Annotated in this window: 15 protein-coding genes; 10 read left to right on the plus strand and 5 right to left on the minus strand. The window is 43.8% G+C overall.

Translation table 11 applies throughout. The annotated features are described in order from the left end of the window. Positions 1-46: 46 nt before the first annotated feature. Positions 47-790: a YdcF family protein gene (locus tag ACEYKX_RS06800; protein ID WP_373767266.1), complete on the plus strand. Its 744-nt coding sequence runs from the start codon at positions 47-49 to the stop codon at positions 788-790. 82 nt (positions 791-872) lie between these two features. Here the strand turns inward: ACEYKX_RS06800 and thiI are convergent, their stop codons facing one another. The 4 genes from thiI to gpt all read right to left on the minus strand — a co-directional run bounded on the left by thiI (position 873) and on the right by gpt (position 5,294). Next, positions 873-2,321, minus strand: coding sequence for a tRNA uracil 4-sulfurtransferase ThiI (gene thiI / locus ACEYKX_RS06805; protein ID WP_373767265.1), 1,449 nt, complete (start codon positions 2,319-2,321; stop codon positions 873-875). Between the two features lie 95 nt (positions 2,322-2,416). Continuing rightward, the gene (locus ACEYKX_RS06810) at positions 2,417-3,811 is read right to left on the minus strand and encodes a TolC family protein (RefSeq protein ID WP_373767264.1); all 1,395 of its coding nucleotides are present in this window, start codon (positions 3,809-3,811) and stop codon (positions 2,417-2,419) included. 116 nt (positions 3,812-3,927) lie between these two features. Beyond that, positions 3,928-4,551, minus strand: coding sequence for a guanylate kinase (gene gmk, locus ACEYKX_RS06815; protein WP_373767263.1), 624 nt, complete (start codon positions 4,549-4,551; stop codon positions 3,928-3,930). A 248-nt stretch (positions 4,552-4,799) separates the two neighbouring features. Next, positions 4,800-5,294 (minus strand): xanthine phosphoribosyltransferase, encoded by a 495-nt coding sequence (gene gpt, locus ACEYKX_RS06820; protein WP_373767262.1) that lies wholly within the window; start codon positions 5,292-5,294, stop codon positions 4,800-4,802. Between the two features lie 178 nt (positions 5,295-5,472). On the opposite strand from gpt, the gene ACEYKX_RS06825 reads away from it, so the two are divergent. The 7 genes from ACEYKX_RS06825 to ACEYKX_RS06855 all read left to right on the plus strand — a co-directional run bounded on the left by ACEYKX_RS06825 (position 5,473) and on the right by ACEYKX_RS06855 (position 14,844). Continuing rightward, positions 5,473-6,927, plus strand: coding sequence for an aminoacyl-histidine dipeptidase (locus tag ACEYKX_RS06825; RefSeq protein ID WP_373767261.1), 1,455 nt, complete (start codon positions 5,473-5,475; stop codon positions 6,925-6,927). Positions 6,928-7,118: 191 nt separating this feature from the next. Continuing rightward, the gene (locus tag ACEYKX_RS06830; protein ID WP_373767260.1) at positions 7,119-7,997 is read left to right on the plus strand and encodes an EamA family transporter; all 879 of its coding nucleotides are present in this window, start codon (positions 7,119-7,121) and stop codon (positions 7,995-7,997) included. Between the two features lie 73 nt (positions 7,998-8,070). Beyond that, the gene (locus ACEYKX_RS06835) at positions 8,071-8,955 is read left to right on the plus strand and encodes an NAD(+) kinase (RefSeq protein ID WP_373767259.1); all 885 of its coding nucleotides are present in this window, start codon (positions 8,071-8,073) and stop codon (positions 8,953-8,955) included. A 142-nt stretch (positions 8,956-9,097) separates the two neighbouring features. Next, positions 9,098-9,385 carry a co-chaperone GroES gene (locus ACEYKX_RS06840; protein ID WP_373767258.1) on the plus strand — a complete coding sequence of 96 codons (288 nt, stop codon included), beginning with the start codon at positions 9,098-9,100 and terminating at the stop codon, positions 9,383-9,385. Between the two features lie 84 nt (positions 9,386-9,469). Then, on the plus strand, positions 9,470-11,113 hold the full coding sequence (gene groL, locus ACEYKX_RS06845; protein ID WP_373767257.1) for a chaperonin GroEL: 1,644 nt from the start codon (positions 9,470-9,472) through the stop codon (positions 11,111-11,113). 140 nt (positions 11,114-11,253) lie between these two features. Then, positions 11,254-13,440: a DNA helicase II gene (uvrD, locus tag ACEYKX_RS06850; RefSeq protein WP_373767256.1), complete on the plus strand. Its 2,187-nt coding sequence runs from the start codon at positions 11,254-11,256 to the stop codon at positions 13,438-13,440. A gap of 501 nt (positions 13,441-13,941) precedes the next feature. After that, positions 13,942-14,844 carry an inorganic triphosphatase gene (locus tag ACEYKX_RS06855; protein WP_373767255.1) on the plus strand — a complete coding sequence of 301 codons (903 nt, stop codon included), beginning with the start codon at positions 13,942-13,944 and terminating at the stop codon, positions 14,842-14,844. Positions 14,845-14,900: 56 nt separating this feature from the next. On the opposite strand, the gene ACEYKX_RS06860 is transcribed toward ACEYKX_RS06855, so the two are convergent. Then, positions 14,901-15,809, minus strand: coding sequence for a lysine exporter LysO family protein (locus ACEYKX_RS06860; RefSeq protein ID WP_373767254.1), 909 nt, complete (start codon positions 15,807-15,809; stop codon positions 14,901-14,903). A gap of 122 nt (positions 15,810-15,931) precedes the next feature. Between ACEYKX_RS06860 and dinB the strand changes: the two genes are divergently transcribed. Beyond that, positions 15,932-17,002, plus strand: a complete 1,071-nt coding sequence (gene dinB, locus ACEYKX_RS06865) for a DNA polymerase IV (RefSeq protein ID WP_373767253.1) — start codon at positions 15,932-15,934, stop codon at positions 17,000-17,002. 126 nt (positions 17,003-17,128) lie between these two features. After that, the gene (htpX, locus tag ACEYKX_RS06870; protein WP_373767252.1) at positions 17,129-17,980 is read left to right on the plus strand and encodes a protease HtpX; all 852 of its coding nucleotides are present in this window, start codon (positions 17,129-17,131) and stop codon (positions 17,978-17,980) included. Positions 17,981-17,998: the final 18 nt, after the last annotated feature.

A 17,998-nucleotide genomic window follows, 5' to 3' on the forward strand; every position in this document is an offset into this window, starting at 1 on the left:
CATGAATGGTGAATAATAAACCTCTTTTACTTACGTTGACAGAATCATGTTTGCCCTCACGAAAGTCCTTACCGCAATGATTTTACCGCCGTTTAATGTCATCATTTTATGGTTGTGCTCATTAGTATTTGCGCGATTGCACTTCAAAAAACTCAGTTATTTTTGTACGTTTTTAGGCATCGCTATCCTGTATGTTTTCAGCATTCCCTACACGTCACAAAAACTGAACGACTCATTAATCAAAGAAGACAACCTGACGTTAAACGACTATAAATCCGCCCAAGCCATCGTGCTGTTAGGCGGCGGAATACGCGACAGCAAAGAGTTATTCGGCAAACTCGCCACCAACCAAATTGCCGTCGAGCGTGTCCGCTATGCCGCCTATTTACAGAAAGAAACCGGGTTACCCCTACTCATCACCGGCAGCAGTCCGAACAATACGTCCGAAGCCGCCGTGATGGCAAAAGAATTGGACTTGTTTTACAACGTACCGACGCAATGGTTGGAAGAAAAAGCCAAAACCACCCAAGAGAACGCCCGTTTCAGTAAAACGATATTAGCCGAACAAGGCATTCACAAAATTATTTTGGTGACCAACCAATGGCATATGCAGCGTGCCAAATTATTATTTGAACAACAGGGCTTTGAAGTTCTCCCCGCCAGTGTCGGCTCGGGCGCAACACCGACAACTTACGGCTTGAATTTCATGTATTTCGTCCCTCAAGCAGGTGCCATGAACAGCAATATGCTTGCTCTCAAAGAGTGGATCGGTTACTGGAAAGAAAAGTAAAAAATACAAGCGGTACGATTTGATGAAAAATTTGCAAATTTTTCGCCTAAACGTACCGCTTGTCGGAAAGTCTGTCTCTTAATCAGAAGCGAAAGACCTTCACATTGGTAAAACCGCTTTCTTTCAAATAAAGCGCTTGCAGCTTGCTCATCACACCACGTTGGCAATAGAGCAGATAGGTTTTCGATTGATCTAAACTGCCGAAATGATTAGAGAGTTTATAGAACGGTAGCTCTTTAACTTCAACACCTTCAAGGCTGAATGGTTTTTCGTCCACTTCTTCAGGGCTACGAATATCTAAAATCACATCGTTTTCGCCTAATTCAGACGTTGTTTCAATGGATACCACTTCTTTTTCCGTCTGTTGAGCAATTTCACGAATATCTAAATAATGGGCGTTTTGTACCGCTTGTTCGAGAACATCAAAGTTGAAGTTGCCTTCTTCTTCGATAATTTTGCCTTCAATCGCTTTCACTGTCGGATTTTTTGAAATCACACCACAAAATTCCGGCATAGATTTGGCAATATCGTCCGTGCCAATTTCTTTTGCCATTGCGATAATTTGCTCTTTATCGTGAGTAATCAGTGGGCGTAATACCAAGGTATCGGAAGCCTTGTCGATCAAGCGTAAGTTTGTTAAGGTTTGGCTGGATACTTGCCCTAACGCTTCGCCTGTCACAATCGCTTGAATATCAAAACGTTCGGCAATTTTGCTTGCTGCACGCACCATCATCCGTTTTAGCACCACGCCCATCTGCCCGTTATCGACTTTTTCTAAAATCTCGCCCACCACATTTTCAAAATTGATCGCCACAAAACGCACTTTATGAGACGAGCTGTAACGGCTCCAGATATGATACGCCATCTGTTTCACACCGATTTCGTGCGCCGCACCACCAAGGTTAAAGAAGCAGTAATGGACACGAGAACCACGGCGAATCAGCATATAACTTGATACGCCAGAGTCAAAACCGCCCGAAATCAGCGATAGCACATCTTCCTGTGTACCAATCGGATAACCACCTAAACCTTCGTGACGAGCTTTAATTAACAACATCTTATCGTGGTCAATATCAATACGCACCGTTACATCGGGATTAGTCAATTTCACACTTGCCGACTCGATATGCTGATTTAAGCCACCGCCCACATAGCGTTCCACATCAAGGGAGCGGAAATCGTGCTTACCTTTACGGCGAACACGCACGCAGAAGGTTTTACCTTCTAATTCTTCTTTTACTTTCGCAAGAGTATGCTCAAAAATGTCGTGCATTGTGGTAAACGGCATTTCTTCCACTTCAAGAATATGATGAATACCAGGGGTGCGTTTGAGTAAATCCAACACTAGAGGAGCTTCTTCAGCGACTTTTGCTCGCACTTCAATGAAATCCCAGTTACGAATTACTGCCACATTTTCTGTTTCACGCAGTAACACATTACGGATATTGGAGGTTAAAATTTTGATAAAGCGTTTACGCACGGAATCGCTTTTAATCATAATTTCAGGGAAAAGTTTGATAATAAATTTCATACGGTTGTGTGATATTTGAAAAGAAAAAACGGCGGGATCCTAGCATATTTTGCAAAATATTCCTAAGATCACACCGCTTGTCAGGTTATACGGAATTATCTTCTGTATTTACCCGCCATGGCTTGATACACCGCATTTTCATTTTTGAGGATGGTGTATTTGGTTTCGAGTAACGAAAGTTCCGAGCTACGTTCGGTATTAATCGCACTTAACCATTCACGTAATTCCGATACGCCTTGATCGTAGCGGTTTTTGTAGTAGCCGCTGATACGTCGGTCGTAATCGTATTTTTTCTGAAGATTGTCGAAGCTGTCGCGAGACAATTGATAAGCGACATAGTACGTATCGATTTCATTCAACGCGCTTGTGACCGTTTGCTCATAATCCAATTTAGCGGATTTATAACTTTCTTCCGAAATTTTGATGTTGTTTTGCACGCGATACCAATCTAAGAACGGCAAACTAAATGAAATCGAACCGCCGGCAACCGGATTATCGGTAACGTCACCTAATTTCGCTGCCGAGCTGCTCAAACTACCGCCGAGCGTAATGGTCGGGAACCAGCTTTTCTCCGTTGCCGTCAAGGTTTTGAAGGAACTCTGCAGACGCTGTAAGCTTGCCACAACATCAGGTCGGGCGGCAATGACTGACACCGGCACGTTCATATCCACACCTTGCAATTTCACGCTCAGAATGCTCGGATAACGGACCACAAGCGGTTCGTTCGGCTTCAAATTCAGCAAATTACGTAATGTTTGCTCCGCACTTTTCTGAGCGGACTTCAAGCTGATTAAAGTATTTTTTGCCGATAACACCGATTGAATCGATTGATCGACACTCAATGGGTCAATCGCGCCGACATTCAATTTATTGCTCAAAATTTTGCTGATTTGTTCGTAGTTTTTGATGCTCTGTTCCGTCACACGAATTGCATCTTGATAATACGCCAAATTATAGTAACTGCTGATGACCGAGTTAATTAAAGACAAGCGGGATGCCAGTAAATCTTGCTGCGTTGCTTTATATTCCCATTCGGATGCACTTGCCGTATCCGCCAAGCGACGCCATAAATCTAAGGTATAACTTAAATTAAAGCCCAATTGGTGACTGAGCGTTGAAGTGCCGGTAGAAACGCTGTTCGTACTTGGCGAACCGGTACCTTTTGAAACGGAGGAAGATTCGGAGCCGCTAAAGGTCGGCACTAAATCCGCTCCGACCAAATTCGCATTATAAAGGGCTTTGTTGACCGTAATGGCGGCCTTGGCAAGATCCACATTATTGAGCAATGCCATTTCTACCAAACGATTTAATTCCTTATCGTTATACCCCAACCACCACTGTTCGGTAATTTGATATTCTTTAGTGATGTCTTGATATTGTTGATAATTTTGTTGCGCTTTTTCAAGCGAACCGTCTTGGCTCATTCTGTTTGAACACGCGCTGACCGCCAGCGCAGTCACTAAAATGAGTGTCAATTTAGAAAGTTGCATACGATACCCTATATAGAAAAATAGTAGCTTATTTTAAAGAAAGCCGTTCATTTCGGAAAGCAAAAAATGAACGAGCGTTCATTTTTTGCAAACATTTACAGAAATCCGACCGCTTGTCAGCCGTTTAACAACTGTGAAATCAATGTGTTATGACGCTGCGCTTGGCTTGTTTGTTTCAAACGTTCAGCGGTTAAAATACTTTTAAGTTCCGCCAACGCAACCTGAAAATCATCATTCACAATCACATAATCAAATTCGTTATAGTGACTCATTTCGGACACCGCTTCATTCATGCGTTTGGCAATGGTTTCGGCACTGTCTTGACCGCGCCCGATTAAACGTTTTTCCAACTCCGCTTTAGACGGCGGCAGAATAAAAATGGTTTTGACATTCGGGACTTTTTCACGAATTTGTCTTGCTCCTTGCCAATCAATGTCGAGAAAAACATCAATGCCTTGCTCGAGGCTACGTTCAATCATCGGTAGCGATGTGCCGTAATAGTTGCCGAAGACTTCCGCCCATTCTAAGAAGTGTCCTTGCTCAATCAGGCGTTTAAATTCCTCATGCTGAGTGAAGTAATAATGTACGCCGTCTTCTTCTGCAGGACGCGGATTACGGGTTGTATGGGAAATGGAAAGTTGTACTTGCGAACGGGGAAGATCAGCAAGTAATGCATTGATTAATGATGATTTTCCGGCACCGCTCGGGGCTGAGATGATATATAAATTTCCTAAGCTCATAATGTTATATTGCTCATACAAGTTTCCCTCTTTAGCAAAAAGGGGTTAGGGGAGATTTGTTCAAATAATATAAAACCGTAGATTATATTATTTTCGTATCTATTTAATTTATTTTCTTCATTTTACTTCTGCCAAATCCCCAGTCTCTCTTTGCTAAAGAGGGGGTTATTTTGCGGAAATTTAGCATTTATTTGATTAACAGATAAGATAAAAAATTAAGGACGCAAGTGCGTCCCTAACACGGAATTTTATTTTTTCGAAAGCGGTGGCACAAAGGTGATACCTAAATCCCACGGTTGCTCAATCCAGGTTTCTTGCGGAATATCCACCACATAATCATCAACCAATTCCGCACCCATTGGTTTTGCAAACACGGTGACAAATTTGGCGTTCGGATACATTCTGCGAATTTCACGCGCCGTATTGCCGGTATCGACCAAATCGTCCACCACAATAAACCCTTCACCGCCGTTTTCCACTTGTGCTGCGTGTAATACCTTTAATTCGCCTTGGCTATCATGGTCGTAACTTGCGATACAAACCGTTTCAACATGGCGAATACTCAATTCACGAGCCAATACTGCAGCAGGGAACAATCCGCCACGACTAACGGCAATAATGCCTTTCCATTGCGAAGACGGTAACAGACGTTCCGCCAATTTACGGGCATGCATATGAAACATATCCCATGTCACGACGTATTTTTCGTTTGTGTATTTTTCGTTTGTGTATTTTTCACTCATAAACTTTACCTAAAAAAATAGTGGCTGTGCCACCGAATAAAAAAATTGCCTAAGAATAACCTGAAAAGCACTTTCGTGCTATCATTTCAAAGAATTTTTTACAATAAAATCGCTCTGATCATCGATTTTTTGCAAAATTTTACACGAAACTGACCGCTTGTCATACCCGGGAGGAAATATGTCAGAAATTCAAACACTTAAACCGAATTTATTGTGGAAATGGTTTGACCAAATTTGTGCGATTCCGCATCCGTCCTATCACGAAGAAGAGATTGCGCAATTTATTGTCAATTGGGCAAAACAGAAACAGCTGTTTGTTGAGCGGGATGACGCCGGCAATATTCTTATTCGTAAACCTGCAACAAAAGGCATGGAAAACCGCAAAACGATTGCCTTACAAGCGCATTTGGATATGGTGCCGCAAGCCAATGAAGGCTCACAGCACGATTTCAAAAAAGATCCGATTCAACCTTATATCGACGGTGAATGGGTTAAAGCCAAAGGCACTACCTTGGGGGCGGACAACGGCATCGGTTTAGCCTCTTGTTTGGCGGTATTGGATGCCGATGATTTGGTGCATCCTGAAATTGAAACGTTACTTACGATGACGGAAGAAGCCGGTATGGAAGGGGTTCTCGGCTTACGCCCGAATTGGATGACTGCAGATATTTTGATTAATACCGATACCGAAGATAACGGTGAAATTTATATCGGCTGCGCCGGCGGCGAGGATGTGAGTATTGAACTACCTATTATTTATGAGAACAATCACTTTGATTGTGCGCTACAGATTAGCTTAAAAGGTTTAAACGGCGGGCATTCCGGATGTGACATCCATACCACGCGGGCGAATGCGATCAAACTCATGGCAAGAGCCTTAGCCGAATTGAAATCTCACTGTGATTTCCGAATTGCTACGATTCGGGGCGGTTCGGTACGCAACGCCATCCCCCGCGAATCGGTGGTCAGTTTGGTGCTGGATGCAAAAAATCAAGAAAATCTGACCGCTTGTTTACGTCAATTCGAGCAAGATTTGAAAAAAGAGTTGCTCTATGCAGAGCCGAATCTTCATTTTATAGTCGAAAATGTAGAAAAACCGTCACAAATCTTTGCGAAAGAAACCACTGCGAAGGTTATTCAATTTTTAAACGTGTTACCGAACGGCGTTATTCGTTACAGCGACGTGGTGGAAAATGTGGTAGAAACCTCACTCAGTATCGGTATTCTAGTAACTGAAAATGATGCCGTTCGTGCAAATATTTTAGCCCGTTCGTTAATTGAAAACGGCAAAGCCGATGTGCGTTCCCGTTTAACCTCCCTTGCCGAATTAGTCGGTGCAACGGTGACATTTTCAGGCGGTTATCCCGGCTGGGAACCGGATCCGAATTCGGCAATTACCCCATTAACCAAAGCCATCTACGATAAAATTTTGGGCTATGAATCTCAAATTAAAGTCATTCATGCAGGGCTTGAATGCGGTTTGATTAAAAAGGTTTATCCGAATATTGATGTGGTTTCCATCGGTCCGACGATCCGCAATGCGCATTCTCCGGATGAAAAAGTGCATATTCCCGCCGTCGACATTTACTGGACACTGCTCACTCAGATTTTGGCTCAAGCGCCGGTCAAGTAAACCGTCATTTTAACCCCATCTCAAGACCTCCGTTCTGCTCCCGAAGCATAACCGGAGGTCTTTTTCGCAAAACAAGCGGTCTGATTTTGCCGATTTTTTACAAAATACGCCAATAAGTACCGAATCGTCTTACGCCGAGGCTTTTCTTTGCTATAATTTTTGTATCGAATACCGTCGAATCATTACCCGTCATGTTGTGGATTTGGTTTACCTTACTCGCCGCCGCTATGCAGGCAGGGCGCAACGCTTTTCAAAAACAATTAAGTAAAGACGTACCGGTTCTCGGCGTCACGCTTGCCCGATTTTTATATGCCGTCCCGTTAGCCGCCGGTTATCTTATTTTTTTATATCAAACCGAACCGAGCTATGCCGTTCCGCACTTTTCCGGATTGTTCTATCTGTATGTGTTCGGCGCTTCTGTCGCTCAAATTCTCGCTACCTCATTAATGGTGAAACTGTTTCAACTCAGAAACTATGCCATCGGCGTCGGGCTTGCCAAAAGTGAAGGGGTCATTGCTGCGATGCTCGGCGTGATGTTTTTCGGCACCACCATCAGCTTTATCGGTTGGTTGGGCGTGTTGCTTGGTGGAATGGCGATCTTTTTAATGACGGGCAGTGCCAACCTGCGCTATGTTTCGTGGAAAACCTTTCTCATCGGTTGTGGTAGCGGTTTAAGTTTTGCGCTCACATCGCTATGGGTGAGAGAAGCCAGTTTGCAATTAAACGGCCACTACTTACTTTCCGCTGCATGGGTGTTGTTTTCGGTAATCACCTTTGAAGCGATCATATTGCTCTTTTATTTAGCCTTGCGCGATAAAAGTACACTGATGAAATTACTGCGGCGCCCTAAATTAGCGATCGCCACCAGCATATTCTCTTTTTTAGGTTCGTTCGGCTGGTTTAATGCAATGAGCCTGAATGATGTCGCATTCGTCAAAACCGTCGGGCAGATTGAAGTCTTTTTTATGTTGATGATTTCGTATTCCGTCTTTAAAGAACGTTTAAAACGACAAGATTTACTCGGACTTACCTTGATCGTCATTGCTGCATTATTGGTGGTATGGGGCTAGCGTTGCTTAAACGTTTTACAAAACCAAGCGAGAAGACTACTATATACAAGGTCTTTTTATGTAGATAAATATTATGACTCAGAATCGTAAATTCAAAACCATTGCTATTGTAGGTAAGCCACGTCACGATATTGCGCTTGAAACGCATCTCGCCGTCTATAATTGGTTGAAAGATCGTCAATATAATGTCTTGGTTGAAGCCAAAATTGCACAGCAACTTAACTTACCCAACCCTATGAGTATTCCCGATATCGGCGAATGGGCGGATTTGGTGATTGTTATCGGCGGTGACGGAAATATGCTCGGTATGGCTCGTCAATTGGCCTCATACCGTGTTCCGATGATCGGGATCAATCGCGGTAATCTCGGTTTTTTAACCGACATTGCCCCACAAACGGCTTTCGAACAGCTGCACAGTAGCCTTGAATGCGGCGAATTTATCATTGAAGAGCGTTTTTTATTGGAAGCCAAAATAGAAGAAAACGGCAAAATCGTTGAATCCAATAATGCGTTAAATGAAGTGGTCGTTCACTCAAGCCAAATTGCCCGTACGATTGATTTTGAAGTGTATATTGACGGAAAATTCGCGTTTTCCCAACGTTCCGACGGCTTGATTATTGCTACGCCGACCGGTTCGACCGCTTATTCGCTGTCTGCCGGCGGTCCGATTCTGACCCCTAACATGAATGCCATTGCACTCGTTCCGATGAATCCGCACAGTTTGTCTTCGCGTCCGTTGGTCGTTGACGGCGACAGCGTGATTTCATTGCGTTTTGCCAAATATAATCAACCGAATTTAGTCATCAGTTGTGACAGCCAACGACTCCTCCCTTTCGATACGGAAAACCGCATTATCGTGCAAAAAAGCCCGGATAAATTACGCCTCTTGCATTTGAAAGATTATAACTATTTTAATGTCTTGGGTTCCAAATTGGGCTGGTTGAGTAAATTGTTTTAACAACAAGCGGTACGATTCCGACAAAATTTTGCAAATTTTTTATCTTAGCTCTTGAAATACATTAAAGACGGCACAAAATAGCAATCCGTTCGTGGTCGCCCTTGCGACCACATTTATTTCAATTAACCTTAGGAGTAACTCAATGAACATTCGTCCGTTACACGACAAAGTGATTTTAAAACGTGAAGAAGTGGAAACCAAATCTGCAGGCGGTATCGTTTTAACCGGTTCTGCGGCAACCAAATCAACCCGAGGTAAAGTCCTTGCCATCGGCAATGGTCGTACTTTAGATAATGGCACTGTGTTGCCGTTAAATGTGAAAGTCGGTGATGTGGTGATTTTCAATGAATACGGCGTAAAAGAAGAAAAAATTGACGGCGAAACCGTGTTAATTCTTTCTGAAGACAATATTTTGGCAATCGTTGAATAATGTAGGATGGGTCTTGACCCACCAATAAAACAAGGTATTACATAGACGGTGGGTCAAGGCCCACCCTACAATAAGGAATAAAAAATGGCAGCAAAAGACGTAAAATTTGGTAACGACGCTCGTGTAAAAATGTTAAACGGCGTAAACGTATTAGCAGATGCAGTAAAAGTGACTTTAGGTCCGAAAGGGCGTAACGTGGTATTAGATAAAGCCTTTGGTGCACCAACCATCACTAAAGACGGTGTATCTGTTGCTCGTGAAATCGAATTAGAAGATAAATTCGAGAATATGGGCGCGCAAATGGTTAAAGAAGTCGCTTCTAAAGCCAACGATGCAGCAGGTGACGGTACCACTACTGCAACCGTATTGGCTCAAGCGATCGTGAACGAAGGCTTAAAAGCGGTTGCAGCCGGTATGAACCCGATGGATTTAAAACGTGGTATCGACAAAGCGGTAGCAGCGGTTGTTGAAGAGTTAAAATCGCTCTCTAAACCGTGTGAAACATCAAAAGAGATTGAACAAGTCGGTACGATTTCTGCGAATTCAGACAGTACTGTGGGTAAATTAATTGCTCAAGCAATGGAAAAAGTCGGCAAAGAAGGCGTAATTACCGTTGAAGATGGTACTGGCTTAGAAGATGCGTTAGATGTAGTTGAAGGTATGCAATTCGACCGTGGCTACTTATCGCCATATTTCATCAATAAACCGGAAGCCGGCACGGTAGAATTAGAAAACCCATACATTCTTTTAGTGGATAAGAAAATTTCAAATATCCGTGAAATTCTGCCTGTATTAGAAGCAGTAGCAAAAGCGGGCAAACCGTTATTAATTATCGCAGAAGATATCGAAGGCGAAGCGTTAGCAACTTTAGTTGTAAACACGATGCGTGGTATTGTGAAAGTGGCTGCAGTGAAAGCACCTGGCTTTGGTGATCGTCGTAAAGCGATGTTACAAGATATTGCGATCTTAACTGCGGGTACGGTCATCTCTGAAGAGATCGGTATGGAGCTTGAAAAAGCGACTATCGAAGAATTAGGTCAAGCAAAACGTGTGGTGATTTCAAAAGACAACACCACCATCATTGACGGTGTTGGCGATGAAGCACAGATCAAAGGTCGTGTAGCTCAAATCCGCCAACAAATCGAAGATTCAACCTCAGACTACGACAAAGAAAAACTACAAGAGCGTGTGGCTAAATTAGCTGGCGGTGTCGCAGTAATCAAAGTCGGTGCAGCAACTGAAGTTGAAATGAAAGAGAAAAAAGACCGTGTAGATGATGCCCTTCACGCAACCCGTGCGGCTGTGGAAGAAGGTATCGTCGCAGGCGGTGGCGTAGCATTAGTACGTGCGGCAAGCAAAGTGGCTGATGTACTGAAAGGCGATAACGAAGAACAAAACGTGGGTATCCGTTTAGCACTTCGTGCAATGGAAGCACCGCTTCGCCAAATCGTGGCAAACGCAGGTGAAGAAGCATCAGTTGTTGCTCGTAACGTAAAAGACGGTAACGGTAACTACGGTTATAATGCCGCAACCGAACAATACGGCGATATGTTAGAAATGGGTATCTTAGACCCAACTAAAGTAACCCGTTCTGCATTACAATTTGCGGCCTCTATCGCAGGTTTAATGATCACGACTGAATGTATGGTCACAGACCTGCCGAAAGAAGAAAAAGCTGACTTAGGCGCCGGAATGGGCGGTATGGGTGGAATGGGCGGAATGATGTAATTTTGCCTAAACCTTAAACTTTGAAAAATGCCATCGGTTATTCGATGGCATTTTTATTTGCAAAAAATCTGCCAAAACCGACCGCTTGTAAGCTATAATAACGCAAATTACTGTATAAATTCACATAAAGAGGCGTAAGAATGGATTTTTCCTTATTGCTCGATGGCTTAAACGATAAACAGCGCGAAGCCGTTGCCGCACCTGTCGGCAACTATTTAGTCCTTGCCGGAGCCGGTAGCGGTAAAACCCGCGTACTCACACACCGTATCGCGTGGTTAATCGGTGTTGAAAATGTGCCTGAATCCAATATTTTAGCCGTCACCTTTACCAACAAAGCCGCGGCGGAAATGCGTCACCGCATCGAATATACCCTTTCCCAAACCGGTCATCACCGCCTGTTCGGTATGTGGGTCGGGACGTTTCACAGCATTGCCAACCGTTTGCTCAGAGCCCATTATCTGGATGCCAATCTGCCGCAGGATTTCCAAATTATGGATACCGAAGATCAGCAACGCTTAATCAAACGATTACTAAAGTTACATAATATCGACGAAAAACATTTCCCGCCCAAGCAGGTCAGCTGGTTTATCAATGCCCAAAAAGATAAAGGCTCACGCGCCAAGGATATTAAACATCATGGCGATCAAAACACTCAAAAATTGGTGCAGATTTATCAAATTTATCAAGATGCCTGTGACCGCGCCGGGTTGCTGGATTTTGCCGAATTACTGATTCGTTGCTATGAGTTATTTAAAAACAAGCCACTGATTTTGCAGCGTTACCAACAACGTTTTCAGCACATTTTGATTGATGAATTCCAAGATACCAACAACATTCAATATGACTTGATTCGCTTGCTTGCCGGCGATAAAAGCAAGGTGATGATTGTCGGGGATGATGATCAATCCATCTACGGTTGGCGGGGAGCGCAAGTCGAAAATATTCAACGCTTTTTAAACGACTACCCGAATGCGGAAACGATTCGACTTGAACAAAATTACCGTTCGACCGGCAATATCTTAAATGCCGCTAACGCATTGATAGCCAATAATGACGATCGTTTAGGCAAAAATCTGTGGACTGACAGCGGTGACGGCGACCCCGTCGACATTTACTGCGCCTTTAACGAATTGGACGAAGCCCGTTTTGTTGCATCACAAATCAAACAGTGGAAAGAAGATGAAGGCGAGTTAAATCAATGCGCCGTGCTTTATCGGAGCAACAGTCAATCCCGTGTGATTGAAGAGGCGTTAATTCAAGCTAATATTCCCTACCGTATTTATGGCGGTATGCGCTTTTTTGAACGCCAAGAGATTAAAGACGCTTTAGCATATCTGCGTTTAATCGCTAACCGCCAAGATGATGCGGCGTTTGAACGGGTCATCAACACACCGCCGCGCGGTATTGGTGATCGCACTTTAGATACGTTGCGTCAATTAACCCGTACCCGTCAAATCACTTTATGGCAAGCGATTCAGGTTGCCGTACAGGAAGAACAGCTGTCCGGACGGGCTGCCTCCGCATTGCTCCGCTTCGTGGAATTAATCAATGCCCTTGAGCAAGAAACCGAACAAATGCCGTTGTTTGAGCAAACCGATTACGTCATCAAAAAATCGGGGCTCTATGACATGTACAAACAGGAAAAAGGGGAAAAGGGCGAAGTGCGAATCGAGAACTTGGAAGAATTGGTGACGGCAACCCGCCAATTTGTCAAACCGGATGAAGCCGAGGAAATGAGTGACCTCAGTGCCTTTTTAACCCATGCCTCACTGGAAGCGGGCGAAACCCAAGCTTCCCCGCATCAAGATTATGTGGAATTAATGACATTACATTCAGCAAAAGGATTGGAATTCCCCCGCGTTTTCATTGTCGGTGTGGAAGAAGGGCTGTTCCCAAGCGGCATGAGCTTTGAAGAAGGTCGTTTGCAGGAAGAACGCCGTTTGGCTTACGTCGGCATCACGCGCGCCAAAAAGAAGCTGACCATCAGCTATGCGGAAAGCCGTCGCTTATACGGTAAAGAAGAGCGCCATTTGCCTTCACGTTTTATTGCCGAATTACCCGAGCAACATATTCGTGAAGTACGTTTACGCGGTACCATTAACCGCCCGGCACAATTTGCAAATTTCCGCACGAATCCGACCGCTTGTAGCGCACCGCAAACCGAAGCCGCATGGAAAATGGGACAAAAAGTCCGCCATGAAAAATTCGGGCAAGGGACGATCATTAATGTCGAAGGCAGCGGTGACCAAACCCGCTTGCAAATTGCCTTCGTTCAACAAGGGATCAAATGGTTGATCGCCAAAATTGCCAATTTAGAGAAAATCTAACGCAACATGGCTCTGAACCACCGACCGCAGACAGCGTTTAGCATCGTGACTGCGGTCATCTTGCCTCTCCGCGCGCTTTTGCAAAACTTTACTTAAAAATGTGACAAAGCACACAAAAACGCCAAAACCCGATGGATTTATAGACAATAAATTTCAATAAATCTTTTTTTTGTAAAAAAATGCTGAAAACAGACCGCTTGTTTATTCCGATCTTCCCCTAAATCACACCTTCATCGCCGCTATGCAAAGGCAGCGTTACTGCCTTCAAAAACGAAGCGTAGTAAACTATTACTTGCGCTGATAACGGATTGCTAAGCGAGCTTGCTTAGCCCTGTTGTTGATACCAACTCATCTGATAGTTGCCATTCAAGGGCTCTGCGTCTTTTGTCGTATTCAAATAAGGAGAAAAATACGCCGACGGTTTTTTTACGGCATTGAATACTTGAATAAGTCTTGCATAATCAGAATGCGGGCATGAGTACAATAACCGGAGAATATATAATGAAAAATGAAATTGAATTAAAACTCATGTTAAATGAAAGCGCCATCCAAAGCATTAAAGATTGGATTAGCATACAACCCATTATCAAACATGAAAAATTTCTGTTAGAAAACAGCTACTATGACAATGGCGATCGCTTCTTTTCATCCCATGAAATGGGATTGCGCGTCAGAAAAAAAGACGATACGTTCGAAATGACCTTAAAAACAGGCGGGAAAACCATCGGCGGACTGCATATTCGCCCGGAATACAACGTATCGTTACCGAATGCCAATCCCGATTTAAACCGACTCGCTACGGTCGGTACACTTCCCTTCCAAGCCGATTTGGCACAATTACAAGCATCGTTAAAAACCATATTCAAAACCGATTTTATTCGGGAAAAATGGTTGGTTGAATTTGATTCCGTCGCCAAGATTGAGATCTGTTTGGATCAAGGACAAATCGAAAACCCGTTTATGAAAGAAAATCTTTGTGAAGTGGAGCTGGAACTCATTGAAGGCGATTTATCCCATCTGATCCGGCTACTCCGAACCGTTCCTCTGCGTGACGGTATTTGGTTTAGCGCATTGAGTAAAGCCGAACGCGGCTATTTGTTAAATGATGCGGAAAAAGCCTCCAAAAATATCGATCTGCTGTTGAATGTTAATTTTGCCGAGCGGGCTTTTATCAGCATATATCAAATCGAACAATTCATTGCCGATTACATCCGTCGCTTGGATTATCATCCCGAACTACTGAGTAAATTTTTCGAAGCCCATCAGCATTATGATCAGCAACTCCGCTTTAAAACCGAAATCAGTCGGGAAAACTGGCTTGCCGTGAAAGCCTTTTTAACCGGGGCAGACTATTTCTTACACAACATGCATGCCCTCGATAAAATTTGTCAGCAGCACCGCTGATTATCCGCCGAGTCACGTTATGGAACCGCTTATGCCGTTTCATAACGTGCGTCGGTTTAAGCCAGCCCGATAAAAAAAGCGAGTAAAATCGGCACCACCAAATTGACGATAAACCCAAAACTGATTGCCAACGGTACAATTTGAATACCGCCGGATTTTTGAATAATCGGCAAAGTTGCGTCCAATGACGTTGCGCCTCCCAAACCAACAGCGGTCGATGGAAATAACCGCATGAAAAATGGAATGGCAAATAAACAAAAAATTTCGCGGGATAAATCGTTAAAGAAAGCAATGCTCCCGTAAACCGCACCCCAAGCGTCATTAACCAACACACTGGACAAAGAATACCAACCAAAACCCGAGGCTAATGCCAAGGCGCGAATCATCGGTAAATCCAATACATACGATGCAATTACCCCACCGACTAATCCGCTGCCCATAAAGACCAATGATGTCAAAATCCCGCGTTGATTTAAAAAGACCTCTTTCAGCGGAATACCACTGTTACGCAATTGAATACCGACGCAAAAAATCATCACGACCAGCACATAAGTACTGGAATGTAACGGAAAATCGACCAAACCTTTGGTAAAAAAACCGACTAAACCGCCGATAAATACCATTAAACACAGTTGTACGGACTCCATCAACACTTTCCAACGGGAAGGCAATGCCTCTAAATTGTGTGCTCGACGAGCCATCGGATAGCATTTATCAAAGATGACCAACGCAATGATATTGCAGCCGTGTAAAATGACCGTCAACCCGAGCGACGTCGCCCCGATTTGCGGTAATGTCGTGGTCAACTCATCCAATTGTCCGAGCGAAATTCCCATAATCAATAAAATCAAATACAGACAATACATGGTGATGCGGTTTACCCATTGAAGTATGGCGTGGTTTGATACCCGAAACAAATAGCCGAAAAAAAGCGGCACAAAAGCAATCATAAGTCCGTAAAGCATATTTTTTCTCCTTATAGTTAGGGCGAGAATTTTAATCCGAATCCGACAAAAACAAACTGGTTTTATATACAGCCATTTGTTATGATAACAAGCGGTCATTTTTATCATTTATTTTGCAACTCATGGAAAACCAACGAAAAATCATTCATATTGATATGGACTGCTTCTATGCTGCCGTTGAAATGCGCGAAAACCCTACGCTTATCGGCAAGCCCGTTGCCGTAGGCGGTAGCGCCGCACAACGCAGCGTATTGGCAACCTGTAACTATGAAGCCCGCAAGTTCGGTTTACACAGTGCCATGGCGAGCGCTCAAGCATTGAAACTCTGCCCGAATTTGATTTTGTTGCCGGTCAACATGCCGCTCTATAAGGAAGTTTCAGGGCAAATTCATCAAATCTTTAAACGTTATACCGATATTATCGAGCCTCTATCCTTAGATGAAGCGTATTTGGATGTGACCGATTGCCGACTCTGCTCCGGTTCCGCCACTTGGATTGCCCGGGAGATTCGCCAAGCTATTTGGGATGAACTAAAACTCACCGCGTCCGCCGGCGTTGCACCACTGAAATTTTTAGCCAAAATCGCCTCGGAACAAAATAAACCTAACGGGCAATTTGTGATTCGACCGGAAGAAGTGTCAGGTTTCGTTTCGCAATTATCACTGAAAAAAATCCCCGGCGTGGGGAAAGTCACCTATGACAAGTTAACCCAACTCGGGCTCTATACCTGTGCCGATATTCAAAAAGCGGATCCGCAGCACATTTACCGACAATTCGGCAAGTTCGGACAACGTCTATGGGAGTTCAGCCACGGTATTGATCACCGAAAGGTAGAAGTTAATCGCCCGAGAAAATCCCTTACCGTTGAAAATACCTTGTTACAGGATATTGATCGGTTGGAGGATGCTGAGAAAATGATACAGTCCCAATATGCTCAACTGGTGTACCGTATTCAACGCCATTGGGGCGATATTCCGTTGTCGGCATTCAAAAAATTAAGCGTTAAATTAAAATTTGACGATTTCACTCAAACTACTCTTGAACGGACAACCGACGGTTTGTCATTCGACGTATTTCGCACATTATTGAATCAAGTGTGGGTAAGACGCAACGGAAAAAGAATTCGGCTGTTGGGACTGGGGGTACATTTTCCGCAGTCCAAAACCACCTCACAATTAAATTTATGGGAATAATTCGTGTCCTAGTCTTGAATTTTTTCAAATTACCATTATGTTAGGCGTTCGGTGAATATCCACCGAATACAATAATGCTAAGAAATCTCTTTCTTAACGACTTAACTACTTTGGAGAATTATCTATATGATGCGTATTGCACTTTTCCTTGCAACTAACTTCGCCGTTATGATTGTACTAGGAATTATTCTAAGCGTAACGGGGATTGCCGGAAACAGTACGGGCGGTATTTTGATTATGGCACTGCTGTTCGGTTTCACCGGTTCGTTAATTTCATTATTTCTATCCAAAAGCATGGCTCTCCGCTCCGTCGGAGCCGAAATCATCACCGAACCGCGTAATAATGCGGAGCGTTGGTTGGTGGAAACGGTAAAACGCCAATCACAACAAGCCGGTATTCCGATGCCGGATGTAGCGATTTATCATTCCGCCGATGTGAACGCTTTTGCAACCGGTGCCACCAAAAACAACTCTCTCGTTGCGGTCAGCACAGGCTTACTTAACAACATGACGCAAGAGGAAGCCGAAGCGGTAGTGGCACACGAAGTGGCGCACATTGCCAACGGCGATATGGTTACCATGACATTATTACAAGGCGTTCTCAACACATTTGTCATTTTCTTATCCCGTATGATCGCAACCGCCGTATCCAGTTCACGCAGTGATAACGGCGAAAGTCAGAACAACGGAATGTATTTCCTTGTTTCCATGGTTCTTGAAGTACTCTTCGGCGTCTTAGCGACAATTATTGCCATGTGGTTCTCCCGCTACCGTGAATTCCGAGCCGATGCAGGCTCAGCAAGCCTTGTCGGTAAAGAAAAAATGATTGCCGCATTACAACGCTTACAGAAAGTACACGAGCCGGAAGAATTACCGGGTTCACTCAATGCCATGATGATTAACGGCAAACGCAAAGAACTCTTTATGAGCCACCCGCCGTTAGAAAAACGTATTGAAGCACTAAGAAATCTTCCGTAAAAAAAATCAGGATGCCGA

Source organism: Glaesserella sp., assembly GCF_041817755.1.
Lineage (GTDB): Bacteria > Pseudomonadota > Gammaproteobacteria > Enterobacterales > Pasteurellaceae > Glaesserella.